This window comes from uncultured Draconibacterium sp. (genome assembly GCF_913060805.1).
In the GTDB taxonomy this organism is placed as follows: domain Bacteria; phylum Bacteroidota; class Bacteroidia; order Bacteroidales; family Prolixibacteraceae; genus Draconibacterium.
In genome coordinates, this window is the sequence record NZ_CAJXTC010000011.1 from 115,519 (window position 1) to 142,445 (window position 26,927).

Sequence of the window (26,927 nt, forward strand, 5' to 3'; positions counted from 1 at the left end):
GAACTTATGAAATCATTTCTATTATTTACATTTTTAGTTTCATTGGCAAAATCCGGACTATGGATAAGTATTGGAATTTTAATTAAGAATCACTTTGAAACACTATTGTCATTATTAATACGCAAACCTGTTCAGGACAATCTAATCGAGAAAAATAACCTCGACGCATTTAATAATATAACAAAATGGATTGGGATATTTATTATTGTGATTGGTATTGGTATGGCCTTATCTGCATTTGCGCCACTAATAATGGGATTCAGAATGCCGACAAATAGTTTCAATTTTAACTTTTGATTCTTTAAGATACATTAAGAATTAGAAACGAGGGCTTTGCAAATTTTAATCCAACCCCGACGGGGTTGTAATTCTACAGGTATATTCTCATTACTATACTCAAACTCCCATGGAGTTTTTATCAGCTAATTTAAAAAATCCGGTACGGATTTGAGTTTAGTAAAAGCGAGTTGGGGGTTGTTGCCGATAACCCGGTACGGGTTAGATAATCTTCAAACGACTTACTAACAATATGTACTCATCACTCCCACAAAAAAAGGGCTTCCAACCCGAAACCCTCTATTTTGAATTAAAATTTTGCAAGAAAAAAGGAGAACCGGCGTTTCACATTCTGGTCAAGGGAAAGTGATTTAGTTTCGGATAATAAATTTCCTCCTCCGGCCGGATCTCCTGAAAAAACTGCACTATAAAAATTGCATAGCCCACTACGGCATATGCTAACTTTCAAATTTTAAGCGAGCGAATTTAATCGCTCTTGTCACAGAACACGTTGCCTTATGGCAAAACAGTGTCGCCCATTAAGTAGGTGTCTACCTCGCGGGCAGCAGCACGACCTTCGTTAATGGCCCAAACCACCAACGATTGTCCGCGGCGTGAATCACCGGCAGCAAAAACCTTTTTAATGCTGGTTTTAAACTGTCCGTATTCAGCTTTGTAGTTCGAACGTGCATCACGTTCCATATCCATCTCTTCGGCAATTTTATCTTCCGGTCCTAAAAAGCCCATCGCCAACAGAACCAGGTCTGCCTTAATGTAACGTTCGGTTCCCGGAACAGCCTGTGGCATACGTCCGCCATTATCGGTTTTTATCCACTCCACCTGAACGGTGTGCAAAGCTTTTACTTTGCCATTATCACCTTCAATTTTGGTGGTCATTATCGAATATTTACGCGGATCTTTTCCTTTTGCAACAATGGCTTCGTGCTGGCCGTAATCGGTTTTTTCGTTACCCGGCCATTCCGGCCACGGGTTAACTTCGCCGTTACGTTCTTTTGGTGGCTGTGGCATAATCTCCAGCTGGGTTATGCTTTTGCAACCATGGCGCAACGATGTAGCTACACAGTCGGTACCGGTATCGCCACCACCAATTACGATTACATTTTTATCTTTTGCCGAGATGTAATTTCCATCTTCCAGCTTACTGTCGAGCAAACTTTTTGTGTTGGCTTTCAGGAACTCCATAGCAAAGTGTACGCCATCCAACTCACGGCCTTCAACTTTCAGGTCGCGTGGTTTTGTTGCTCCGGTAGTTAAAACAACCGCATCAAAGTCGTCGAGCAACTTTTTACTGCGAATGTCTTTTCCAACCTCGGTATTGGTTTTAAAAATAATACCTTCTGCTTCCAGAATATCAACACGGCGCTGAACCACGTCTTTATCCAGTTTCATATTCGGAATACCGTACATCAGCAAACCACCAATGCGGTCGTCGCGTTCGAAAACAGTAACGGTATGACCTGCTTTGTTCAGCTGAGCTGCACACGCCAGTCCGGCAGGACCAGATCCTACAACAGCAACCGTTTTCCCGGTTCTGCTTTCCGGTGGCTCAGGAACAACCCATCCCTGCTCGAAACCATTGTCGATAATGGTACGTTCGTTGTCGTGGATGGTAACAGCCGGTTCGTTAATTCCCAACACACAACCTGCTTCGCAAGGTGCAGGGCAAACTCTTCCTGTAAATTCAGGGAAGTTATTGGTGTGGTGCAATCGTTCCAGCGCATCTTTCCAGCGACCTTTGTAAATCAGGTCGTTCCACTCCGGAATCAGGTTGTAAACCGGACAGCCCGAAGCGCCGTTGTGCAATAATGCTCCGCGATGGCAGAATGGAACACCGCAGTCCATGCAGCGCGCACCCTGAGTTTCACAAGTTTCTTTATCGCGTAATATGTATACCTCGTTCCAATCTTTGAGGCGCTCCTCGATTTTTCGTGTCGGATTGGAAACTCTTTTATATTCTAAAAATCCTGTTGGCTTTCCCATGTCTTAGCGTCTATAAAAATTACAAATTGGCCAAATGCATATCAAATGCAGCATCAATAACATCCGACTCTTTTTCGTATTTACCCGTTTTGCGGGCCTCTTCAATGTAGGTCAGCATGCGTTTGTAATCGGTAGGAATTACCTTAACAAACTTGCCAACTGTCTCTTCCCAGTCCGAAAGAACATACTCAGCAACCGTTGATTCAGTTTTGTCTTTGTGTTTCTGAATCATTGCTTTCAGTTCCTCCTGCTCCTCATTATCCGTAACTCTTTCCAGCTGAATCATTCCCTTGTTGCAAAGAGCCGGGAAAGTCCCGTCGATATCGAGCACATAAGCAATACCACCCGACATACCGGCACCAAAGTTTCTTCCGGTTTTTCCAAGAATAACAGCTTTTCCTCCCGTCATGTATTCGCAGCCGTGGTCGCCAATACCTTCAACAACAACTTGTGCTCCCGAGTTACGAACACAGAAACGTTCGCCGGCAATACCGCGGATATAAGCCTCGCCGCCTGTTGCTCCGTAGAAACAAACGTTACCTACAATGATGTTCTGTTCAGGAATGAACTGTACGTTTTTGGCCGGGTAGATGGCTAAATGACCGCCGGATAATCCTTTTCCGAAATAGTCGTTCGCATCACCTTCAACCTCCATCTCAATACCTTTGCAAACAAATGCACCGAACGATTGTCCAGCTGAACCTGTCATTTTGAAATGGATGGTTCCGTCGGGTAATCCTTCTCCTTTATATACTTTGGTTACTTCGTGCGACAGAACGGTACCAACACTTCGGTTGATATTTTTTATCTCGAATTCTGCTGCTACTTTTTCACCGTCTTTTATGGCTTTTTGTGCGGCTTCAACAAGTTTCCAGTCAAGGATTTCTTCCAACTGGTGATCTTGTTTTTTGCTGCAGTAAAGACCTTCTTCCTGTCCCATTTCTTCTTTGTAAAGAATCGGGCTCAGGTCGAGACCTTTATATTTCCAGTGATCAATGTCGTCTTTAAATTTCAGGCATTGCGACTGACCCACCATTTCGTTAATAGTACGGAAGCCCAGCTCTGCCATAATCTCGCGAAGACCTTCAACAAGGAATTCGAAGAAGTTAACAACGTGATCAGGATTACCTTTAAATAATCCGCGTAATCTTTCGTTTTGAGTCGCTACACCAACCGGACAAGTGTTGCTGTGGCATTTACGCATCATAATACAGCCTTCAACAACCAGAGCCATTGTTGCAACTCCCCACTCTTCAGCACCAAGCAGTGTTGCAATAGCCAAGTCGCGCGATGTTTTCATCTGACCGTCAGACTGAACCACAATACGGTTACGCAAGCGGTTGCGAACCAGCGTTTGGTGAGTCTCCGACAATCCAAGCTCCCAAGGTAATCCGGCATGTTTAATCGAACTAACCGGCGATGCTCCAGTTCCGCCGTCGTATCCCGAGATAAGTACAGCATCTGCTTTTGCTTTACAAACTCCGGTTGCAACAGTTCCTACTCCTGATTCAGAAACCAGTTTCACGTTGATACGTGCATCGCGGTTACTGTTTTTCAGGTCGAAGATCAACTGTGCCAAATCCTCAATAGAATAAATATCGTGGTGCGGTGGAGGAGAAATCAATCCTACTCCGGGAGTTGAGTTACGTGTGCGTCCGATCCATCCATTTACTTTATGACCCGGAAGGTGACCACCTTCACCCGGTTTTGCTCCCTGCGCCATTTTAATCTGAAGCTCTTTGGCTTTGCTCAGGTAGTAGCTGTTTACTCCGAAACGTCCGGATGCGATCTGCTTGGTAGCCGAACACATGTCGTCGCCATTTGGCAACTTGGTGTAACGAATCGGGTCTTCACCACCTTCGCCTGAGTTTGATTTAGAACCAATGCGGTTCATGGCAATGGCCAGCGTAGTGTGTGCTTCCCACGAGATAGAACCAAACGACATTGCTCCCGTAGCAAAACGGGTAAGAATGCTTTCTGCCGGTTCAACTTCGTCGAGTGGAATCGACTGGCGGTCAGAAGTAAAGTCCATCAGTCCACGTAAAGTGAATGCGGCTTTTGCCTGGTCGTCAACTACACTACAGTATTTTTTGTATTTCTCGTAATCGTTCTTTCTTGTTGCTTCCTGAATCAGTTGAATCGCTTCAGGACTCAGCAGGTGACGTTCGCCATCTTTACGCCAGTGGTATTCTCCACCCGGCTCCAGCACTTTTGCTCCTCCCTGGCGGGTTGGGAATCCTTTGCGGTGACGCATCATCGCTTCTTTGGCAATATCGTCAAGGCTCAGTCCTTCAACACGGCTAACGGTTCCGGTAAAGTACTTGTCAATTACTTCCTGCTTAATTCCGACAGCTTCGAAAATCTGTGCTCCCTGGTACGATGCCAAAGTTGAAATACCCATTTTTGAGAATACTTTCAACAGTCCGCCACCAATCGCTTTCACATAGTTTTGGATAGCCTGCTCTTTGGTAATATCGCCCAATGCGCCTTCGTTCACCAAATCTTTAATGGTATCGATGGCCATGTATGGGTTTACGGCAGAAACACCGTAACCTAACAAGGTTGCAAAATGATGCACTTCGCGTACATCACCGGCTTCCATAATAATGTCGGCTTTACCACGCTTTCCAACGCGGATCAAGTGGTGGTGAACAGCCGAAGCTGCCAGTAACGAAGGAATCGGCGCATGGTCGGTGCTAACCGCAAAGTCAGAAAGCAAGATGATTGAATAAGCTTCATCAATCGCATCTTCAACGTATTGACACAAACGCTCCAATTTGGTTTCCAGCGTACCTTCTTTTCCATCGGCGTGGAAAACAATACTGATCTTTTTGGTCTGGAAATGCGTGTGATCCACATACGCCAGTTTAATCAACTGTTCGTTGGTTAAAACAGGCTGGTGAACCGCAATTCTGCGACAATGCTCAGGCGATTCTGTCAGAATATTTTTGAAACCGCCCAAATAGGTTCTCAGGTCCATTACAATACGCTCCCTGATTGGGTCGATTGGCGGATTGGTTACCTGGGCAAATAATTGTTTAAAGTAGTGCGACAAATGCACCGGACGATCAGAAAGCACGGCCAGCGGGTTGTCGGCTCCCATCGAGCCAAGCGCTTCGCCACCATTCATCGCCATCGGTTTCAGAATCACCTCAATATCTTCGTGAGTGAATCCGAAAGCTTTTTGTCGTTTAAAAACGGTTTTCTTATCCGGCTCTTTTAATTCCAGGTCGGGAATAAAAGGAAGCTCGTCCAGATAAGTCATATTTTCTTTTACCCACTCGCCATAAGGTTGGCTTGAGCAAATTTCAGATTTAACTTCTTCGTCAGAAATAATGCGGCCTTGTTCCAAATCGGCAACAAACATTTTTCCCGGTTGCAAACGACCACGGATTTTTACCTGATCGTGCGGTACGTCAATTGCTCCGGTTTCTGACGACATTATTAACGTATCATCGTCGGTTAGGCAATAACGCGACGGACGCAATCCGTTACGGTCAAGCGTTGCACCAACGAGAACACCGTCAGTAAAACATACCGATGCCGGTCCATCCCATGGTTCCATCATTGCAGAATAGAATTCGTAGAACTCTTTCTTTTTCGGATCCATATCCGGATTATTTTGCCATGCTTCAGGAATAAGCATCATCATTACGTGTGGCAACGAACGTCCGCTTAACACAAGCATTTCAATGGCCATATCGAGGTTGGCACTATCCGAATCGCGGATATCGCAAATCGGGAAGATCATTTCCAGCTCTTCTTTTGTAAATGCCGAGCACTCCAAAAGAACTTCGCGGGCACGCATCCAGTTAATGTTACCCTTGTTGGTATTGATTTCGCCGTTGTGTGCAATATAACGGAAAGGCTGCGACAGTTTCCACGATGGGAAAGTGTTGGTTGAAAAACGCGAGTGAACAAGCGAAAGTGCACTTACCGCCAGTGGATTGGTCAGATCTTTAAAATATAAAGAAACCTGCTCGGTTGTAAGCTGACCTTTATAAATAATGGTTTTGTACGAACAAGAAATGATGTTCATTCCATTGTATCCGATTCCGCTAATCGATTCGCGAACCAGTTTTTCAGTGTATTTTCTGAAAACAAAAAGTTTGCGTTCGAACTCTTCACCCGACATACCATCAGGTTTACCAATGAACAATTGTTGTACATATGGTTCTGACGCCAGTGAATCGCGTCCCAGATCTGAATTGTCAACCGGAACTTTACGATAGCCCAAATAAGGCAATCCGAATTTCTTCAGATTTCGTCCGATAATATCTTTACACTCTGAACGTTTTCGGTCCTCTTTTGGGAAGAAAATCATGGCCACGCCATATTCGCCAAACTGAGGTAATTTAATGTCCTGTTTCGGACACTCTTCCATAAAAAGTTCATGTGGAATTTGTAGTAATATCCCTGCACCGTCACCGCTTTTAATATCAAACCCGGTACCCCCGCGATGTTCCATACGAGCCAGCATCGACAAAGCATCAGAAATCACACTGTGTTTCTTTCTGCCTTTTAGGTTTGCTACAAACCCGATACCACAACTCCCATGTTCAAATTCAGGGCGGTACAATCCCTTTGCTACAGGTTCTTTTGTCTGCATCATTTTTTCCTTTCTCTTTAAAATTCGCACTAGCGCAGCAATTGGCGCTGTCAATACCGAATTACTGCAAATCTGTAAGTGAAAATCCCGTTTTTACTTACGAAGTGAAATCAAAAATAAACAAAGAGGTGTGTATTCGCAATCTTAATAGGTGTAAATTGTGTTTAATAACATACAATTAACCTTGAGAAAAATCATAAAAAACTTAAATCCTTTATCAGTATTTTATATGATTCTGACATTTGTTAGGTTTCAAATAACCTGAAATCTTATTGAAGCAAGTTTTTTTTCGCTTCTTCTATTTTGTTAAATAGGAATTTTTTAATGATTTCCTCCTTCTTATTTGAAATACTATCCAGACATAAATTTCCGATACTCCCTTCGTGGCTATGGTTTACGGATTTTTCGGGCGTAAAGTTTCCGTCTTCAATTTGAGCGCCAACCTGTTTGTAGGCTTCGCGGAATGGAATTCCCTGAAGTACCAATTTGTTTACTTCTTCAACGCTAAAGAGGTAATCATATTTGCTGTCGTTAAGGATTTCGGTGTTTACCGACATTTTATCGATGGCCAGACTAACAATATTAAGGCAGTCGTTCATTTCTTTAAACGATGGCAGGAAAACCTCTTTTACCATTTGCAAATCGCGGAAGTAACCACTTGGCAAATTGTTGATGATTAAGCTGATTTGCGACGGTACACCTTGCAGTTTGTTGCAACGTGCACGGGTGAGCTCAAAAACATCGGGATTTTTTTTGTGCGGCATAATGCTCGAGCCTGTAGTAAACTCTGTCGGCAGGCTCACGAAATTGAAATTTTGGCTCATAAACAAACAAACATCGTAGGCCAGTTTCGAAAGTGTTCCTGCAATGTTCGCAATGGCAAACGAAACAATTTTCTCCACTTTTCCGCGTCCCATTTGCGCATAAACTACGTTGTAGTTCATGTTTTTAAATCCGAGTAAATCGGTTGTCATTTGGCGATTTAACGGAAATGACGAACCATAACCGGCTGCCGATCCCAGCGGATTCTGGTTGGTAATATTAAAAGCCGACAAAAGCAGTTCCAAATCGTCGGATAAACTTTCGGCATAAGCGCTAAACCAAAGCCCAAACGACGATGGCATGGCCACCTGCAAGTGGGTGTAACCCGGCATTAAAATGTCTTTGGTTTCTTCAGCTCGTTTAAGTAGTATATCGATAAGGCCCGAAGTTGTTTCTGCAATTTCTTTAATGGCATCGCGTGAAAACAGTTTCAGGTCGAGTAGTACCTGGTCGTTGCGCGAACGTCCGCTGTGGATTTTTTTGCCAAGGTCGCCCAGTTTTTCGGTAAGCATAAATTCAACCTGAGAGTGTACATCTTCAACACCTTCTTCAATGATGAATTCACCTTTTTCTGCTACAGCATAAAGATTCTTCAGCTCAGCCAAAAGCGTTGGAAGTTCATCCTTTTCGATTAACCCAACCGATTCGAGCATGGTTACGTGTGCCATCGAACCCAAAATGTCGTGCGTGGCCAAAAACAGATCCAACTCGCGGTCTTTACCAACAGTAAATTCTTCAATTGCTTTGTTAACAGGTGTACCTTTATCCCAGAGTTTCATTTTTAAAGACAGTTAGAAGACGGCAGGCAGACGACGGAAAGAAAACCGAAATGCAACCTTGGCGCCACTATTATTAATAACTGCAAAGATAAAATTTCAAATGAAAGCTTCTTCCAATTTGTTGGGGCTAAACCCGATTAATAACATGCAAAGTAGTGATATTGTATGGGGCGGATTATTTTAGGGTTAGATAAGCTAATTTGTGAGAGACATTTCTTGTTGAATATTATTAGATTTGCACTCTGTTATTGGCGCCACTGATGGCACTATTATTGGAGGTGTCGCCCGAAAATTTTGAACGATGAAGAAAGTATTATCGATTATATCGTACCTGATTATTGCTGTGGCTTTATACTCGGCAGCAAGTTTTTATTTTAACTACGATTTTTGCCATACAATGGTAGCCGAAGACGGCCCGCTTGAAAACCTGACAGCTTTGGTTTTGCTGTTGATTTCGGTGCTGTTTGCAGTTCGCTTATTTAAACAGTACAAAGACCGCAATAAACTTTGGGTTGCTTTAAGCCTGGTAATTATTGTAGGTACGTTTTTTGGTTTTGGCGAGGAGATTTCGTGGGGCCAGCGGCTCTTTTCTGTGCAAACCGGCGATTTCTTTGCCCAGCATAATATTCAGGGCGAAACCAACCTGCACAATTTGGAAGTAGGGGGTGTAAATCTGAATAAACTTATTTTCTCAACCGGGCTGGTAGTGGTGTTCGGAACTTATTTTGTTCTAACACTTTTGTTGTATAAAAAGTGGCCTTTTTTCACGCGTACAATTGATCTGTGGGGAATTCCTGTTCCTAAAATCAGATACTCTCTATTAATATTGGTGTGTACTGGTATCGTTTTGCTTATTCCCGAAAGACGTATTTGGGAGCTTTGGGAAGCTATTTTTGTTACCGTTTTATTGTTGGTATTTCTCAATCCTTACAACCGGAAAGAGGAGCTTCTTCCGTAAAACAACTATTCTTTTTGATTTTTAAAACCTCCTGCAAAAAGCTACATTAGCTTGATAGGCTAACGTCTTTAATCTTTTTAGCCGGATTCATGAGAATAAGAAAAAGGATTCCGGTTAATGCCAATTCGTGCAATTCACTCTCTTTAATCATGTGTATGGCCAGCGGAATAAAAGCATTAACTGCAAGTAATACAATTACGTGATGAAGGCGTGGAATCGGAACGCCATAATCGATAACCAGTTTTCGAATAGCTTTTACTTTCCAGGTGAGTAGCGGCAGGATAACAAAGTAACTGATTAGCGCTACAAACATGAGTTTCGAAAAGATGAGTATGTTTAAATCAACTCCGCCAATTTCGAGGTTGTGCAGGTTGGTTTCGCCCTGGTAGTTATTTTGCATAAAATACTCGCCCGATTGTACCGAGAAAATACGTTGTCCCCACGAGATTTCTTCTCCAAGTCCGAAGAAGAAAACAAAAGAGGCAAGCGCATTGAAAAATATTCTTTTCCCGTTTTTCTCTTTTTTGGCATGTACTGCTTTAATGGCAAAAAGTATCGATCCTAAAAGTAAAAATAGCGCAGTCAGGTATTCTACCCAGCCATCTTCGCGAATAACGCGGGCAAAAGCTTCCGGGCTAACGGTGCTTTGGTATTTTCCATAAGCTACAAAACCAATAATCACGGCATAAACTACAATGTCGAGAATTGTAATCCACGAAATATTTTTCTTCATTTGTATTCAAATTAAAAATGTGGGCGTAAAATTAGTATTTTTTGCTTTCGCGCCTGCTTAAATTCATCACTAATGAATGATCGTCGTTTTTACATTGCAGTTATTATTCCCCTGGTTTTAATAATTGTTTCGGCTTTGCCGGTTCCGTTGGTTGTTAATGCTGCAAAATATGCAGAAGTTGGTCGCGAGATGCTGATGAACCACGACTGGATAAACCTGACAATTGGCGGCGATGCCTACGATCAGAAACCACCAATGTTGTTTTGGATTGCGGCGGTTACTTTTAAACTGTTTGGTTTGTCGATACCGGCTTACAAACTGGCGGTGCTTTTATTTTCGAGTCTTGGAGTGTATTCGACATTCCGACTGGGAAAACTTTTTTACGGAAAAGATACTGGTTTGCTGGCTGCCTTCTTTTGGGTAATGTCTTTAGGTTTCCAACATTTTAACAACGATATACATACTGATACTTTGCTGGCCAACTTTGTGGTGTTCTCGGTGTGGCAGTTTTCGGCGTATTTAAAAACGCATAAGTGGCAGAACTTTCTGCTGGGCGCGGTTGGTGTTGGTTTGTCGATGCTGGCAAAAGGGCCGGTGGGAGTTGTAATTCCCGCTGCGGCAATTGGCGGAACCATGCTCGTACATAAACAGTGGAAAGAGATATTTAATTACCGTTGGCTAATTGCTTTGGTAATTGTAGGGATTATGATCTTGCCTGCGATGGCCGGATTGTTGAACCAGTTTGGTTTGGAGGGAATAAAATTCTATTTCTGGACCAATAACGTTGGCCGTGTAACCGGTTCGTATCATGGTAGCAGTACCGATTATTCGTTCTACCTGCATACATCATTATATGTATTGTTGCCGTGGACCATATTTATGGTATATGGTTTTATTAAAGAAATAGGCAGCCTGATCGGGTTACGAAAAAATAAAACCCAGGATTTTGAGGTCGTAAATATTTTTGCGGTTATAGTTTACTTGGGAATCCTGTCGGTAGCCAAACAGCAAAATCCGCATTACATGCTTTCGGCGGTTCCGTTTATGTATATAATAAGTGCAAAATGGACTGTGCGTTTGTTCTCTCCCGAGAATAAATCGAAAACACGAAATGTAATTGCTACAATAAATAAGGTAATTGCTGTGGTTGGTCCTATCGCGCTTTTGGTGCTTCCAATTGTGGTGTTCCCCGAAAAGCGCATTTGGTTTTGGGCCATTTACGGACTTCTGTTTGCCGGAATAGTTTTGATGGTGGTTAAAAAGAATGATTTGCCAAGGCAGATCGTAATGTTAACATTCACCATTACAATAATGCTGTTTACCGTTAATGTAAATATGCTGCCGAATATGATGAAATTCCATACTTCGCAACAAGCGGCTGAAATATTTAATGAAAAAGCCCCGGATGGAGCGACATTAAGTATATATACATCGAGTGCGCGACTTTGGAATTTATTATTGTATTCAAAATCTCCGGGAACCTACCTGATAGAAAAAGAAGACCTGGAAGCATTTTTGCCTAAACCGGGGGCGTGGATATACACCTCGGAAGAAGGTTATAACGATATGCTCGAAATGGGATTGGATATGAATGTGGTAAAGAAATTTACCGAGCATAAACAATTAACAGCTCAGTCGGGGCGGTTCTTGAATCCAAAAACCAGGGCCAGCCGTTTTCTCACCATGTATCTTGTTGAGTTGAAATAGTCGTATTTTAATATTTGCCCCCTGTGTAGAAAGTTAAACTGAACGATCGGTTTTTAATTTTTGTTCGCACTTATCTAAAAAATCGTCTTGATTCATTCCCGACCATCATTTTTATTGGTTAAAGTGTTCGGAAATCGTTTTTGTGGAAAAAATGATTTCGAAATGTAGCTTTTTGTGTGCCTGTATGTAAAAATTTGGGGTCTGCCACACGAAAAGTGGTGATTGTCTGCATTTTCCGTTGGGTGCTACTTTTCGCCGCTTTGTTAATTCTGGTTGTTCGAACAACAATAAGTCTCATGTATTTTTAGTGTTTTGTGGGCCGAATACAGCATTTTGATGTAAAAACGGCAATAAAAAGCACTGTTGACTATCAAAAAGGTAAAATATAGCATCAAATATTAATAATTTGTTAAGCGAATTAACATGTCGGTTATAAATAGGGGTGCGATTGGAAAAAAGTATATTTATTTGAATCAAGAAAGAAAAAACAGGGGGTTAGGGAAGGAAAAAGTAGTTTATACAGAAATCACCTCGTTTTTTATAGGGCAGACTAGATTTAAGATTAAAAATAGCAGTTTAACTTTTAAAATTTACGATTATGAAAAAGACACTACTGATTACAGCAAGTTTTTTACTACTTTTTGTTGTATCAATTTCGAATGTTAAAGCTCAGGAATGGAGCACAGGTTTAGACATTTACAGTAGTTATTTATGGCGTGGTGCCAAGTTTGGAACAGGGGCAGCTTTTCAGCCCGCAGTTGAGTTTAGTGCAGGCGGATTTGCCATTGGTGCATGGGGATCATACAGCACAGGCTCGGAAGAAGCAGCTGAGGCCGACCTTTACATGGGGTATGGTTTCGATTTAGGTGAAAATGCTTCATTAAGCTTCACTTTAACCGATTACTACTTCCCTGGATCAGATTGGACAGAAGGAGAATCACACTACTTCGAACCAATGGTTAGCTTAGGTGTTGGTGCTTTTACTTTCACAGCAGCTTACATGGAAGGACTTGGTGATGACGAGATCAACACTACCAGCGACTTGTATCTTGAAGCAGCAGTTTCAGCAGGTCCGGTTGACATTACATTGGGTGGTGGCGACGGCCAGTACACTGACGATGGCGATTTCAACATCTGTAACATCATGGTTGGAACCTCAAAAGAAGTTCAGATTACCGAAAGCTTTACTCTACCGGTTTCAGGAGCAGTTATGCTGAATCCATCAACCGGAGGATTCCACATTGCAGTTGGTATTTCACTGTAACAGAGAAGATATTTTGATATGAAACGAGTCCGCAACTCGGGCTCGTTACATCTTATACTTTAAAAATCAAACAATATTAAATAAGATGAAAAAAATTGAAGCAGTAATACGCAAATCAAAATTTGATGAGGTAAAAGACGCGCTGTATGAAGCAGGCATTGAGTTCTTCTCTTTCTGGGATGTAAGAGGAGTAGGCCAGGCTCGCGAAGGTCGTTCTTACCGTGGTATTGTTTACGATACCAGTACAATCGAAAGAATAAAATTATCCATTATCGTTCGCGATAAAAACATAGATAAAACAGTTCAAGCCATTTTAGGATCAGCCAGAACAGGTGAGATCGGCGACGGTAAAGTATTCGTTCTTCCTATCGAAGAATCATACCGAATAAGAACCGGAGAGCATGGCGATGAGTCACTATTTATTAAAGGTAAAGAAGAGTAGTAACTGAAAAAAGATTAAATTATCATGGAAGAAACTTTGCAAGGCCTACAAATAGGTATAGATAATATGTGGTTATTGGTTGCTGCATTTCTGGTAATGTTCATGCAACCTGGATTTGCCTTGGTGGAGGCAGGTTTTACACGATCGAAAAACACCGCGAACATTTTAATGAAAAACCTGATGGACTTCTCAATTGGTTCAATACTATATTGGGTGATTGGATTTACCATCATGTACGGAGACTCAATCGGAGGATTCATCGGAACTCCAGACCTGTTCTTTATGAGCGACGGTTTTGGCGACAATTACTCTGATTATGCCGACTTGTTTTTCCAAACTGTATTTGCTGCAACTGCTGCAACTATTGTTTCGGGAGCTATGGCTGAAAGAACTGAGTTTAAAGCATATTTGATTTTCAGTATTGTAATTACTGTAATTATTTACCCAATTTCAGGTCACTGGACATGGGGTGGTGGTTGGTTGAGCCAACTAGGATTCCACGATTTCGCCGGTTCATCTATTGTACACTCTGTTGGTGCATGGGTTGGTTTAGCTGGTGCGTCTATTATTGGACCTCGTATTGGAAAATATGGAAAAGACGGAGAAGCGAAAGCGATTCCTGGACACAACCTGGCAATGGGAGCACTTGGTGTATTTATCCTGTGGTTCGGATGGTTCGGATTTAACCCTGGATCTCAATTAGCAGCTGCCGGTACTGATAACGCTGTTGCAATTGGTCATATCGCAGTTACTACTAACCTGGCTGCTGCAGCTGGTGCTGTTACTGCAATGTTGGTTGCATGGGTTCGTTACAAACGTCCATCACTTTCAATTTCATTGAACGGTGCATTGGCCGGTTTGGTTGCCATTACAGCTGGTTGTGATGCTGTTAACCCAATGGGAGCATTATTCATCGGTATTATGGCCGGTTTCATTCTGCCATTCGCAGTAGAATTCTTCGATAAAGTATTAAAAGTTGACGACCCTGTAGGTGCTATCTCAGTGCACGGTGTTGGAGGTGCTTTTGGTACACTGGCAGTAGGTTTATTCTCTACTTCTGAAGGTTTATTCTACGGTGGTGGAGCAAAATTACTGGGTATTCAAGCAATTGGTGTATTGTCATTCTTCGCTTGGGCATTCGGTTTAGGTTTGGTATTATTCTTCATCTTGAAGAAAGCAAATATACTGCGCGTTTCTAAGCGCATTGAAGAAGAGGGCCTCGATGTTTACGAACATGGTGAGAGTGCCTACAACTAATCTTCTTCAGCTTTTAAGTCTGTAGCTGTCTGTTTGTGGCCCCGTCGTTGGGCGGGGCCATTTTTCTTTTCAACTACTTAGCTTAAAAAATGAAAACTAAAATATTTAACTGCATATAATACATTTCGTTTTACGTTAAATTAAGGTCAAGGGTAGTTATTAGTTAGTTTAGTTAGATTAAAAGAATCGGAGACCGACTGCAATTTTGTAGTCGGTTTTTTGTTGATAAAAATGCTGGCTTTTCAATGAAAGTATTTGAGGCTTATGTATTTTTGTCAACTCTAAAAAATGTAGAAATTATGATGCAGACTTGGTTCGAAAGTAAAGTAAAATATATGAAAGTTTCCGAGAGCGGAAGCGAATCTATGGTAACAGAAAACTTCTTGCTGGATGCGGTATCGTACACCGATGCTGAAACACGGATTATCCGTCAGATGCAGCAAATAGTTAGAGGTGGGGAGTTTCAGATTGTAGACATTAAAAAGTCGCGAATTGCGGAAGTTTTTCCATTCGAAAATGGTGAATGGTGGTTTAAAGCAGCCATTAATTTGGTTACAATTGACGAGGAAGCAGGTAAGGAGAAAAAGATTAAAACAAATTACCTGATAATGGCCGATGATATAAAAGAAGCATTGACTCGTTTGGATGAAAGTTTGGAGTACCTGGTTATTCCATTTGTTGTTACTTCGTTGGCGGTTAGTCCGATTGTAGATGTTTTCCCTTATAATCCGGAGGAATCACAAATTCCTGATGGTTATGTTCCGGTAGCAGAGGCCGAGGAGAAAAAGAATCCGATTTTTACCGATGGTATAAATCCTTACGCTGAAGAAGAGCAGGAAGCAGCTTCTGCAGAAGAGGAAACTGAAGTTACTGAAGCTCCGGAAGAAACTGAAGATTCAGCCGAAGAAAAACCGGAAGAATAGACAAAAAAATAGCAGTCCGCCTGTGGGAAATCTACAGGCAGACTGCATTTAAGTTAATTATTAAGTAGTTGACGAAAAATCTCTATAGGTTCACCATTACTTTGTAGTAATTGAATTGACAACGCATTTTCGGATCGAACTGATAATATGCAATAGCAATCCGGCAAATGTCTTGTATAGTTTCGTAAATCTCGGCTACTTCTTTTTTACCGTAATTATCCAATTCGGTATCTCCCTCCAATGCAATAAAAAAATCTTCAAATTGACTAATCCGATTGGCACAAACTAGAATCTTGTCGAACAAGGCATCGGGAGTTCCTTTTTCACTGATTTTTTGCCTTACACCTTCGTTTAAATTGGCGGCAAATGTTTTCAGAAATTTAAAAAGGCTAATGTGGTCGCCGTTTTTGGCATCGCTGAAATAATCCGAGTAACCGGTGGCCCGGAAAAATTCCTTTAAAAAGGCTTTGTCTTTTTTAAAGTCGACTTTTAACGAAGCTCTTAAAACTTTAAGGTGCTGAAGTCCTTCAACCATAATTTCGTGCCATTCACGATAACGATCATCCTCCAAAACATCCAGGTTTTCGGTGTAATGTTTATCAATGGTGTCGTCGATCCACACCATTAATGAAGTTGCGAATTCCGGATCCCATTCTTTTCGAAGAACCGATAACTCGTAGATGTTTTCTTTAAAGGTTTTTGCGATTTTTTGACAGGCTAAAATGGTGGCAGTACTGGTAGGACAAATGGTTAATGTTTCCATACTAGCGGTTTTTTGTAGTTAGAAGATATAACAAAGCTACGGAGTACCGCTGAAAAATGCCTAATTGTAAAGTGGTTATATACAATGTTTTACAACTATGTTATGGAACTATGTTTCATAACCATGTTATAGAATATATTGAAAATCAACAGAATGTACTTATTCTGTGATTTTGAGAGAGGGAATTTAACAATGTTGAAATGTTGTAATTTGTTGAAATTTAGGCTTTTACTTGTGTCTCTTTTTTAGCTCGCGAACAATATCTTCAATGCGGTAGCCTTTGTGTGTAAGCAGCACAATTAAGTGATAAAGCAAATCTCCGGCTTCGTAAATGAAGTTTTCATCGTCGTTGGCCATTGCGCCAATAATTGTTTCAACTGCTTCTTCACCAACTTTTTGCGTAATTTTTCGTGTTCCTTTTTGAAATAGGGAAGTGGTGTACGAACCTTCCGGCATTTCAGCTTTACGCTTGTCGATAAAATCCTGCAGGTAGCTCAGGAATTGAATATCATTGCCTGCGTTTGATTCTTCAAAACAGGTGTCGTCGCCTTTGTGGCAAACCGGTCCAACAGGATTTACTTTAATAAGTAATGTGTCGTCGTCGCAATCAATGGCCATTGAAACAACATCCAGAAAATTTCCCGATTCCTCTCCTTTGGTCCACAAGCGGTTTTTGGTGCGACTAAAAAATGTCACTTTGCCAATCTCCTGCGTTTTTGCAAGGGCATCTTCGTTCATAAAACCCAACATCAGTACATTTTGCGTTTCGGCATCCTGAATGATGGCAGGAATCAGTCCGTCCATTTTATTGAAATCGATTTTTGAAATATCTGTTAGCTGTCTCATATCTGTCTGTTAAGTCGGAAGATCGGCTTCCTTAGTTTTAAAACGTTGCGAAGTTACTATTTTGATTGGCTATCGTACCACAATGCCTTTTTCTTTTAAGTATTTCTTAAGAACCGGAATTGGAATTTCGTTGTAATGGAATATACTGGCTGCCAGTCCGGCATCGGCTTTTCCCTCGGTAAACACATCAACAAAATGCTCTTCGGTACCTGCGCCGCCCGATGCAATGATCGGAATCTTTAGCATATCCGCCATTTTCGAAAGCTCTTTATTGGCAAAACCATTTTTTGTTCCGTCGTGGTTCATCGATGTAAAAAGTATTTCTCCGGCACCACGATCTTCCGCTTCTTTTGCCCACGAAAACAATTCTTTGTCAGTTGGAATACGACCACCGTTTACAGTAACTGTCCAGTGTTCGTTCTCATCGCCGCGTGCATCAATGGCAACAACAACAAACTGGCTCCCAAAATTTAATGCCAGATCGTCGATAAGTTTTGGATTACGAACGGCTGATGAGTTGATTGAGATTTTATCTGCGCCGGCAGCCAAAAGCTTTTCTGCATCGCTTAATTCGCTGATTCCGCCTCCAACCGTAAACGGAATGTTGATATGTGCTGCAATCCGTTTTACCAGTTCAACAAAAGTTTTGCGGCCTTCGTGGGTTGCAGTGATATCTAGAAAGCAAAGTTCGTCGGCACCATCGGCAGCATATTTCGCACCCAATTCCACCGGATCGCCCACTTCTTTAATGTCGACAAAATTGATTCCCTTAACGGTTTGTCCGTTACGGATATCGAGGCATGGTATTATTCGTTTTGCAAGCATTTTCTTATCTGTTTTGTCATTTCGACGAGTAGGCGAGGAGAAATCTGTTTCAAATCAGGAGATTTCTCTGCGTCAGCCGACGGATCGAAATGACAGTAAAGTTGTTACGCAATAAACTTCTCAATTTCTTTCAAAGTTATGCGATTTTCATAAATGGCTTTTCCGGTAATCACGCCCGGAACGCCCATTTCATCTAATTTTAATATGTCGTCCATGGTGGCAATTCCGCCACTGGCAATAATTTCCACTTCGGGTAGTGTCTTCATAATGTCGGCGTATAGTTCAAACGAAGGGCCGCTCAACATTCCGTCGCGGCTAATATCCGTTGAAATTACTTTGCTGATTCCCTGTTTGTGGAATTCTGAAATAAAATCGATCACTGCCAGTTCAGTGGTTTCCAGCCAGCCACTTACTGCAATATTGCCGTCTTTTGCATCGGCACCCAGAATGATCTTTTCGCTACCAAATTTCTCCAGCCAGCTCAAAAAAGTATCTTTCTCTTTTACCGCAATACTTCCGCCGGTAACCATTGCTGCGCCTGAGTTAAAAGCAATTTCCAGATCTTTATCCGATTTTAGTCCGCCACCAAAATCGATTACCAGATTGGTTTTTCCGGCGATGGTTTCAAGCACTTTATAATTTACAATGTGCTTGGCTTTTGCCCCGTCCAGATCAACAAGGTGCAAACGTGTGATTCCTGCATCCTCAAACATTTTTGCAACCTCCAGCGGGTTCTCATTGTACACCGTTTTTTGGTTGTAGTCGCCCTGCGAAAGTCGCACGCATTTGGCGTCAATCAAGTCGATGGCAGGAATTATTTCTATTTTTTTGGTCATGTTTTTAAATTGTCAGCAGGCGCAAAGTTAATTTTAACGACGTCATTCCGAACTTGTTTCGGAATCTTTTATTTCAGCAGATGCTGAATCAAGTTCAGCATGACGTGGTGCTATGAGTTTTCAAGAATCATCTTCAACACAGCCTGTGCAGTAATTTCGCGGTTGTAGGCTTCGTCAACAACAATTGAATTCGGGCTATCAATAACACCATCCATAACTACCATGTTGCGTCGTACCGGAAGACAGTGCATAAATTTGGCATCGTTTGTTAACGCCATTTTGGCTTCATCCACCGTCCAGCTCATATCTTTCGAAAGAATCTGTCCGTAATCGGTATATGAAGCCCAGTTTTTTGCATAAATAAAATCGGCACCTTCAAAAGCTTTTTTCTGGTCGTATTCCACTTTTACGTCGCCCATAAATTCAGGTGCGAGTTCGTAGCCTTTTGGGTGAGTAACCACCAGCTCGTAATCCGTTTCGCGCATCCACTCCACAAACGAGTTGGCAACAGCCTGAGGCAAAGCACGCGGATGTGGTGCCCAGGTAAGAACTACCTTTGGTTTTTCAACTTTTTTGTGTTCCTCAATGGTTACCAGGTCGGCAAAACTTTGCAGCGGGTGACGGGTTGCGGCTTCCATACTTACCACCGGAACGCCGGCATATTCAACAAACTGGCTCAATATTTTTTCAGCGTAGTCGTCTTCGCGTTTTTCGAATTTCGCAAAAGCACGCACGCCAATAATATCGCAGTATTTTCCCATTACCGGGATCGCTTCGCGCAAGTGTTCGGCATTTTTACCGTCCATAACTACACCCATTTCCGATTCCAGTTGCCAGCTGTCTTCATTCACGTTCATTACCATCGTATTCATGCCCATATTCTGGGCCGCTTTTTGGGTGCTCAAACGCGTACGCAGACTTGAGTTGAAAAATACCAAAACCATAGTTTTGTTTTTCCCCAGGTGCTGAAATCCAAATTTGTTATTTTTTACTTCGAATGCAGTTGCCAGCGCTTTTTCAATGCTGGGAATATCTTTTACTGATGTGAATTTTTTCATGTTATAAGTTTGAAGCAGGAAGCACGAAGACCGAAGTTTCAGCTTCCATAGTTTATATTTTTTCCTTTTTACTTTTGCTTTTTACCTTGGTCTTACTTGTCCGTTTCCTTCAATTATCCATTTGTAGCTGGTCAATTCTTCCAGTGCCATCGGTCCGCGAGCGTGCAGTTTTTGTGTGCTGATGCCAATTTCGGCTCCCAGTCCAAATTGTGCTCCGTCGGTATAAGCGGTTGACGTATTTGAATACACTGAAGAAGCGTCTACCATTTTTCGGAATGTTTCAATTCGTTCCTGGTTTTCAGAAATAATCGCCTCGCTGTGTTTTGATGTGTGTGTATTAATATGATCCAAAGCCTCGCTGAAAGAACCAACTGTTTTTATCGACATTTTCATCGATAAAAATTCTGTTCCGAATGATTCTTCAGTGGCCTCAAATAACAGTTCTTTTGGATAAACTGATTCTATTTGTTTGTATGCTTTTTCGTCGGCATAAATCACCACTTTTTCTTCCGAGAGTTTTTTAGCGAAATTGTTCAGTTCATCCAAACGGCTTTCATGAATTACCAAACAATCCAATGCATTACAAACCGATACCCGGCGTGTTTTTGCGTTGAAAATAATTTCGCGGCCTTTTTCTGCATCGCCAAATTCATCGAAATAAGTGTGGCATATTCCGGCACCGGTTTCAATTACCGGGATGGTGGCGTTCTCACGAACAAAATTTATCAGTCCCTGACTTCCGCGTGGAATAATCAGATCGATGTATCCGTGAGCACGCAACATTTCGTTGGTTTCTTCGCGACCGGCAGGAAGTAGCGTTACTGTATTTTCGTCAAAATTGAATTTTTTAAGCACATCGCGAATAATTGAAACAATGGCCTGGTTGGAGTAAATGGCATCGCTGCCGCCTTTTAAAACACAAGCGTTTCCTGACTTTAAACACAAGGCAAAAACATCGAAAGTAACATTGGGGCGGGCTTCATAAATTATCCCGATAACACCAAACGGAACTGACACTTTTGTGATTTTTAAACCATTATCTCTGGTGGTTTCCTTTAATGTTTTACCAACCGGACTTTCAAGACGCGCAACATTTTCCATGTCGGAGGCAATTCCTTCAATCCGTTCTTCCGATAATTTCAGGCGGTCGAATTTAGGGTCTTGCGGATCCATGCGATCCAGATCCTTCCGGTTTTCTGTAAGAATAAATTCTGCCTTTGCCCGGGCTTCATTGGCCAGCTCCAGCAATAATTGTTTAACCTGATCGTCGTTCACCAGGTTTAACTTTCGCGAAGCTTGAAGCGTTTTTTTTAGCTGCTGTTCTATTTTCATGTCGTCGGTCTTTCAAAGAAAAACCCTCTCCCGGGGGAGGGAGAGGGAGCTCAGAATAAGTTCAAATTAAGGCATCAAAAAAAAGGGAGTAAGGGTAGTTTGTCGTGATGGACAAACTTAGTTAAAGGTTACTCTGAGCTATTTTTATATTTCTAAATTAATGTTTCGTTCGTTTTATATTCTAAATACAAATAATCGTAATGTATTACCGGTTTTTGCTTGTCGGATTGCTTCTCCTTTTCAATTTTTTCAGAGCCGTACGAGGCTTTTCCCATTCCGACAAACTCTCCGTTTGCGCCTGTTATTTTTATTAAATCTCCTTTTTTGAATTCGCTTTCAACTTTCACAATTCCCACCGGAAGCAAGCTAACGGCCTTGTCGGAAAGCAGTGCTTTTGTTGCACCTTCGTTAATCTGTACCTGCCCTTTTGCAAAACCATCGGAATAGCCGATCCATTTTTTCACACCACTTGACGGTTTCTCGTTAGGTACGAAAAAAGTGTGTTTTAGGTTTTTCGATTTGTCCAATAAATCGACAAGAACATTGGTGCGGGTTCCGTTTGCAACGTGAACACCGATTCCATCGCCGGCTACTTTTTTGGCAATCCTAAATTTGGTGAGCATTCCACCACGACCAAAATCCGATCGTTCTGAGGAGATGGCATCCTGCGGACCTTTGTCGTTTACCTGAATGCGCTCGATCAATTCGGCTCCCTCGCTATCGGGATGAGCGGTGTAAACGCCATCTATATTGCTGAGAATGATCAGTGCTTCCGAATCAACCATTGACGCAATCAGTCCTGAAAGTTCGTCGTTGTCGGTAAACATCAGCTCAGTTACCGAAATGGTATCATTCTCGTTTACAATCGGTATCACTTTGTTTTCAAGCAATGTTGTGATACAGTTTTTCATGTTCAGGTAATGTCCACGGCTCGAAAAATTTTCTTTGGTGGTAAGCACCTGCGCACAGGTGAGACCTTCTTCGTGGAAAAAATCAGAATAGCGCGATATCAATTTTACCTGACCCAGTGCAGCCCATAATTGTCGTTGCGATACGGCATCCGACTTTTTTGTTTCACTCATAACAGCACGGCCTGCAGCAACTGCCCCCGACGATACCAAAACTACCTCAACACCATTTTTTTGCAGATGAGCAATTTGGTCAACCAGGTGGGCGATGCGCGCCACATTTAGCGTTCCGTCGGCTTTGGCCAGTACATTACTGCCAACTTTTACTGTTATTTTTTTATAGCGGGTCAGCACCTTTTTTAGTTATCTTTTATTTTTTTGTACGAGGCCAGAACTCCCTGAATCAGCGAAGAACTAAAACCTTTGTGTTCCATTTCGTTCAATCCTGTAATGGTTACACCCATCGGAGTGGTTACTTTATCGATCTCTCTTTCGGGGTGATGTTCCGACTGTAGCAACAATTCGGTTGCACCTTTTACCGTTTGCGCGGTGATCAGCTGAGCCATTTCGGCGCTAAATCCAATTTCAATACCACCTTGCATGGCTGCGCGAATGTAACGTAGTGCATAAGCAATTCCGCACGACGAAAGTACAGTTGCTGCGGCCATCAACTCTTCAGGTATCTCGATGGTTTTTCCCAGTTTGTCGAACAGTTCAACTACATACTCGCGATAGGGTTCAGTGTTGCCGTTTGCCGAAATACAAGTCAGCGATTCCTGCAAAGCAATTGCAGTGTTAGGCATTACGCGGAAAATAGGAATGTCGCTTCCGACCATTTCTCCCAGGTCATCGATGCCAACTCCGGCAACAATGGAAATGAAAATCTTTTCCGGCGACAAAATGGGTTTCAGGGTGTTAATTACTCCCTCGATATGATAGGGTTTTACAGCAACAATGATCACGTCAGCATCTTTTGCTGCATCGATGTTGTTGTCGTAAGCATGAATTCCCAGGTCGCTCATTTTTTTGAGCGTCGCTTCTTTTCTGTCAGAAACGGAGATGTTGCCTGCTTCAACTGAGCCTGATTTTAAAAGGCCAAGTGCAATGGCGCCTCCCATGTTTCCAACCCCGATTATTGCTATTTTTTTATTTTCCATTAGTCTAAATTAGTAGATGTTTTCTATCAATCTTTATTTATTCAGCGAAAGAGGAGAGTACCTCTGCAAACGCCTTTAAAAATGTATCTGCCTGTTCTTTTGTCAGACTTAACGGTGGCAGCAGCCTTATAATATTTTGCCCCGATACGCCGGTAAAAATACCGTAATCGAAAAGCAATTTTTTGCGAATTTCGGCAATTGGTTGTTTAAATTCCAATCCGATCATCAATCCTTCTCCTCTGATCTCAAATTCAGCATCCAGCTCCGCCAATTTCTCCATCAGGTAATTTCCAACTGTTTCGGCATTCTCAACCAGATTTTCATCCTTCATTACATCAAGCACTGCTATGGCAGCAGCACAAGCCAGATGATTGCCGCCAAAAGTAGTTCCGAGCATGCCAAACCACGGCTCAATTTCCGGTTGAATAAGAACACCGCCAATCGGGAATCCGTTACCCATTCCTTTTGCCATGGTAACAATGTCGGGTTTTATATCGGTGTGCTGGTAGGCGAAGAACTTTCCGCTGCGTCCGTAACCCGATTGTATTTCATCTAGAATAAGAACGGCCACATATTTTTCGGTCAGTTGCTTTAGTTTGGTCAGGAATTCGGTGTCCGGTACGTAAATACCACCAATTCCCTGAATTCCTTCAACAATTACCGCAGCCACATCACCTTTCTTCAATGCTTCTTCCGTTGCATCAATGTCGTTGAATGGCAAAATGAGCGCATTGTCTGTTTCGTTAACCGGAGCAATAATTTTCGGATTATCGGTAATAGCAACCGCGGCCGAAGTTCGTCCGTGGAAACCTTTTTTATAGCTGATGATTTTCTTTTTACCGGTTATAAAAGAGGCCAGTTTCAGAGCGTTCTCGTTAGCTTCTGCGCCCGAGTTACAAAGAAATAACTGATAATCTTCGCAACCCGATTGTTTGCCTAATTTTTCAGCCAGTTCCTTTTGTAAAGGATTTTGTACCGAGTTGGAGTAAAATCCGATCTGATGAAGCTGGTTGCTTATCTTTTCAACATAAGTTGGGTGGCTGTGCCCGATCGAAATTACCGCGTGACCGCCGTAAAGATCGAGGAATTTCTTCCCGTTCTCATCCCAAACATAGCAGCCTTCTGCCTTTACAGGAGTGATGTCGAAAAGTGGATATACGTTAAATAGTTCCATATTTTTAAGTCGGAAGACCGAAGACCGAAGCCAGAAGCCGTTCCTGTTTTTTGACTTTTTACTTTTGCCTTGTTAAAACGCTACCGGTTTTAAGCTCAGTCCGGTTTTTTCATCCAGACCAAACATTAGGTTCATATTCTGAACCGCTTGTCCGGATGCGCCTTTTATTAAATTGTCGGTTAAACTGATTATTACCAGTTTGTTGCCGTGTTTTTCCAAATAAATTACGCCTTTGTTGGTGTTTACCACCTGTTTTACTCCCGGGTTTTTATCGGTTACAAAAACAAACGGGTGATCGGCGTAGTAATCCTTGTATATTTCGTTGGCTTCTTCAAGCGAGCCGTCAAATTTTGTATAACAAGCCACAAATATTCCACGTGTGTGGTTTCCGCGAATCGGTACAAAGTTGAAATCTTTTTCAAAGCCCGGTTGCAATTGCGTAAGGCTTTGGATGATCTCTCCTTCGTGCTGATGTTGGAAAATTTTGTATGCCGAAACATTGCTACTTCTCCAGCTAAAATGCGACGTTGCCGTTGGTTTTTGACCGGCTCCTGTCGATCCGGTAATAGCTTGAACGTGGATTTCATCCTGCAACAAATCGTTAGCGGCAAGTGGCAAAAGTGCCAGCTGAATTCCGGTTGCAAAACAACCCGGATTCGCGATTCGCTCCGAAGATTCAATTTCTTCGCGATTCAATTCCGGAAGGCCGTAAACAAAGTCGTTACCGTCTCTTTTAAGTCTGTAGTCGTGGCTTAAATCAATAATTTTTAAATATTTCGGGAAACTGTGTTTCTCCACAAATTCAATCGACTTGCCATGCCCCATGCAAAGGAAAATAACATCCACCTCATCAAAAGGCATTTGGTCGGTGAATTTGATTTCGGTTTCGCCCAGCAAATCAATATGTACATCCGAAATCAGGTTGCCCGCGTTACTGGTACTTTGTACAAAACCAATTTCAGCGTGCGGATGATTCAGTAAAATTCTCAACAGCTCTCCGGCGGTATATCCGGCTCCTCCTATAATTCCAACTTTAATCATCCTATAAATTTCCGTTTACTTTATTGTAGATTTTTAGTGAGTTCGATAAGATTTTGGTAAAACCTTTTACATCATCGGCTGTCCATGCTTCAACGGTTTCGCCGTATTGGCCAAATCCTGAATTCATTAAATCGTGTTCCGATTCAATACCTACCAACTCGAAGTTGTAAGGTCTCAGTTTTACGATCACTTTTCCGGTTACGTTTTCTTGAGTTGATTCGAGGAAATCTTCGATGTTGCGCATTACCGGCTCCTGGTACATGGCCTCATGAAGGAACATGCCGTACCAGTTTCCCAGTTGCTCTTTCCAGTACGATTGCCATTTGGTAAGCGTATGTTTTTCAAGCAGGTGGTGCGCTTTAATGGTAATCAGTGGAGCAGCAGCTTCAAAACCAACGCGGCCTTTAATTCCAATAATAGTATCGCCGACGTGTGTATCGCGGCCAATGGCATATTTCGATGCAACAGCTTCCAAAGCACGAATTACATCCGGGCCGTTTTCGTAGAATTCACCATCAAGCGAAACCAGTTCGCCTTTTTCAAAACCAAGCTCAATGGTTTTTGGCTCGGTGGCTTCCAACTGACTCGGATAAGCTTCTTCAGGAAGATTTTTGTCAGTGGTCAAAGTTTCTTTACCACCAACGCTGGTTCCCCAAAGGCCCTGGTTAATGGAATATTCCATTTTTGTGAAATCGGCTTCGAAACCATATTTTTTCAAGTAATCAATTTCGTACTGACGAGTAAGCAACATGTCGCGGGTTGGCGTAATGATCTCAATTTCTGGCGCTAATACCTGGAAAGTCAGGTCGAAACGAATTTGGTCGTTTCCTGCGCCGGTACTACCGTGAGCGATGTACTGGGCACCAATTTCTTTGGCGTACTCGATAATGGCAATGGCCTGAAATGCTCTTTCGGAACTTACCGAAATAGGGTAGGTGTTATTACGCAAAACATTTCCGAAAACCATGTAGCGAATACATTTTTCGTAATATTCGTTGGTTACGTCGAGTGTGATGTGCTCAACTGCGCCCAGCGCCAGCGCACGTTCCTCAATGGCTTTTAACTCCTCATCGGAGAATCCGCCTGTGTTGGCAATTGCTGTATAAACATCATAACCTTTTTCTTCTTTCAGGTATTTCACACAAAACGATGTGTCTAAACCTCCACTAAATGCCAGTACCAATTTTTTACTCATGTCTAAATATCTTTAAAAGAG

21 protein-coding genes are annotated in these 26,927 nt (G+C 42.2%); 6 read left to right on the forward strand and 15 right to left on the reverse strand.

Translation table 11 applies throughout. The features are described 5' to 3' along the window. Window positions 1–792: 792 nt before the first annotated feature. From QZ576_RS08925 to argH, 3 genes are all read right to left on the reverse strand, one after another. Window positions 793–2,277 (reverse strand): glutamate synthase subunit beta, encoded by a 1,485-nt coding sequence (locus tag QZ576_RS08925; protein WP_297096230.1) that lies wholly within the window; start codon window positions 2,275–2,277, stop codon window positions 793–795. A gap of 19 nt (window positions 2,278–2,296) precedes the next feature. Then, the gene (gene gltB, locus QZ576_RS08930) at window positions 2,297–6,889 is read right to left on the reverse strand and encodes a glutamate synthase large subunit (protein WP_297096231.1); all 4,593 of its coding nucleotides are present in this window, start codon (window positions 6,887–6,889) and stop codon (window positions 2,297–2,299) included. A 266-nt stretch (window positions 6,890–7,155) separates the two neighbouring features. Continuing rightward, window positions 7,156–8,487, reverse strand: coding sequence for an argininosuccinate lyase (argH, locus tag QZ576_RS08935; RefSeq protein ID WP_297096233.1), 1,332 nt, complete (start codon window positions 8,485–8,487; stop codon window positions 7,156–7,158). Window positions 8,488–8,788: 301 nt separating this feature from the next. Between argH and QZ576_RS08940 the strand changes: the two genes are divergently transcribed. After that, the gene (locus QZ576_RS08940) at window positions 8,789–9,445 is read left to right on the forward strand and encodes a hypothetical protein (RefSeq protein ID WP_297096235.1); all 657 of its coding nucleotides are present in this window, start codon (window positions 8,789–8,791) and stop codon (window positions 9,443–9,445) included. 46 nt (window positions 9,446–9,491) lie between these two features. On the opposite strand, the gene QZ576_RS08945 is transcribed toward QZ576_RS08940, so the two are convergent. Beyond that, window positions 9,492–10,178, reverse strand: coding sequence for a hypothetical protein (locus QZ576_RS08945; RefSeq protein ID WP_297096237.1), 687 nt, complete (start codon window positions 10,176–10,178; stop codon window positions 9,492–9,494). Window positions 10,179–10,250: 72 nt separating this feature from the next. On the opposite strand from QZ576_RS08945, the gene QZ576_RS08950 reads away from it, so the two are divergent. From QZ576_RS08950 to QZ576_RS08970, 5 genes are all read left to right on the forward strand, one after another. Beyond that, window positions 10,251–11,885, forward strand: coding sequence for a glycosyltransferase family 39 protein (locus QZ576_RS08950; RefSeq protein WP_297096239.1), 1,635 nt, complete (start codon window positions 10,251–10,253; stop codon window positions 11,883–11,885). 598 nt (window positions 11,886–12,483) lie between these two features. After that, window positions 12,484–13,149, forward strand: a complete 666-nt coding sequence (locus QZ576_RS08955) for a hypothetical protein (protein ID WP_297096240.1) — start codon at window positions 12,484–12,486, stop codon at window positions 13,147–13,149. An 85-nt stretch (window positions 13,150–13,234) separates the two neighbouring features. After that, window positions 13,235–13,591: a P-II family nitrogen regulator gene (locus QZ576_RS08960; protein WP_297096242.1), complete on the forward strand. Its 357-nt coding sequence runs from the start codon at window positions 13,235–13,237 to the stop codon at window positions 13,589–13,591. Between the two features lie 24 nt (window positions 13,592–13,615). Then, complete coding sequence (locus QZ576_RS08965; RefSeq protein WP_297096244.1) at window positions 13,616–14,848, forward strand: ammonium transporter; 1,233 nt, start codon at window positions 13,616–13,618, stop codon at window positions 14,846–14,848. A gap of 299 nt (window positions 14,849–15,147) precedes the next feature. After that, the gene (locus QZ576_RS08970) at window positions 15,148–15,771 is read left to right on the forward strand and encodes a DUF4494 domain-containing protein (protein ID WP_297096247.1); all 624 of its coding nucleotides are present in this window, start codon (window positions 15,148–15,150) and stop codon (window positions 15,769–15,771) included. A gap of 82 nt (window positions 15,772–15,853) precedes the next feature. Here the strand turns inward: QZ576_RS08970 and QZ576_RS08975 are convergent, their stop codons facing one another. The 11 genes from QZ576_RS08975 to QZ576_RS09025 all read right to left on the reverse strand — a co-directional run bounded on the left by QZ576_RS08975 (window position 15,854) and on the right by QZ576_RS09025 (window position 26,906). Beyond that, on the reverse strand, window positions 15,854–16,534 hold the full coding sequence (locus tag QZ576_RS08975) for a hypothetical protein (RefSeq protein WP_297096249.1): 681 nt from the start codon (window positions 16,532–16,534) through the stop codon (window positions 15,854–15,856). A 228-nt stretch (window positions 16,535–16,762) separates the two neighbouring features. Beyond that, the gene (gene hisIE / locus QZ576_RS08980; RefSeq protein WP_297096250.1) at window positions 16,763–17,380 is read right to left on the reverse strand and encodes a bifunctional phosphoribosyl-AMP cyclohydrolase/phosphoribosyl-ATP diphosphatase HisIE; all 618 of its coding nucleotides are present in this window, start codon (window positions 17,378–17,380) and stop codon (window positions 16,763–16,765) included. A gap of 69 nt (window positions 17,381–17,449) precedes the next feature. Next, the gene (hisF, locus tag QZ576_RS08985) at window positions 17,450–18,205 is read right to left on the reverse strand and encodes an imidazole glycerol phosphate synthase subunit HisF (RefSeq protein ID WP_297096251.1); all 756 of its coding nucleotides are present in this window, start codon (window positions 18,203–18,205) and stop codon (window positions 17,450–17,452) included. Window positions 18,206–18,309: 104 nt separating this feature from the next. After that, entirely contained in the window at window positions 18,310–19,041 is a 732-nt protein-coding gene (gene hisA / locus QZ576_RS08990) for a 1-(5-phosphoribosyl)-5-[(5-phosphoribosylamino)methylideneamino]imidazole-4-carboxamide isomerase (RefSeq protein WP_297096252.1), read from the reverse strand. A gap of 110 nt (window positions 19,042–19,151) precedes the next feature. Next, a complete protein-coding gene (locus tag QZ576_RS08995) occupies window positions 19,152–20,099 on the reverse strand; it encodes an N-acetylornithine carbamoyltransferase (protein WP_297096253.1) in 948 nt (315 codons plus the stop codon). A gap of 81 nt (window positions 20,100–20,180) precedes the next feature. After that, complete coding sequence (locus tag QZ576_RS09000; RefSeq protein ID WP_297096254.1) at window positions 20,181–21,431, reverse strand: glutamate-5-semialdehyde dehydrogenase; 1,251 nt, start codon at window positions 21,429–21,431, stop codon at window positions 20,181–20,183. Between the two features lie 152 nt (window positions 21,432–21,583). Further along, window positions 21,584–22,693 carry a glutamate 5-kinase gene (gene proB / locus QZ576_RS09005; protein ID WP_297096256.1) on the reverse strand — a complete coding sequence of 370 codons (1,110 nt, stop codon included), beginning with the start codon at window positions 22,691–22,693 and terminating at the stop codon, window positions 21,584–21,586. A gap of 5 nt (window positions 22,694–22,698) precedes the next feature. Further along, entirely contained in the window at window positions 22,699–23,496 is a 798-nt protein-coding gene (proC, locus tag QZ576_RS09010; protein WP_297096258.1) for a pyrroline-5-carboxylate reductase, read from the reverse strand. A gap of 37 nt (window positions 23,497–23,533) precedes the next feature. Then, a complete protein-coding gene (locus tag QZ576_RS09015; protein ID WP_297096260.1) occupies window positions 23,534–24,670 on the reverse strand; it encodes an aspartate aminotransferase family protein in 1,137 nt (378 codons plus the stop codon). A 72-nt stretch (window positions 24,671–24,742) separates the two neighbouring features. Further along, window positions 24,743–25,711, reverse strand: coding sequence for an N-acetyl-gamma-glutamyl-phosphate reductase (gene argC / locus QZ576_RS09020; protein ID WP_297096262.1), 969 nt, complete (start codon window positions 25,709–25,711; stop codon window positions 24,743–24,745). Window position 25,712: 1 nt separating this feature from the next. Continuing rightward, the gene (locus QZ576_RS09025) at window positions 25,713–26,906 is read right to left on the reverse strand and encodes an argininosuccinate synthase domain-containing protein (RefSeq protein ID WP_297096265.1); all 1,194 of its coding nucleotides are present in this window, start codon (window positions 26,904–26,906) and stop codon (window positions 25,713–25,715) included. Between the last annotated feature and the right edge of the window lie 21 nt (window positions 26,907–26,927).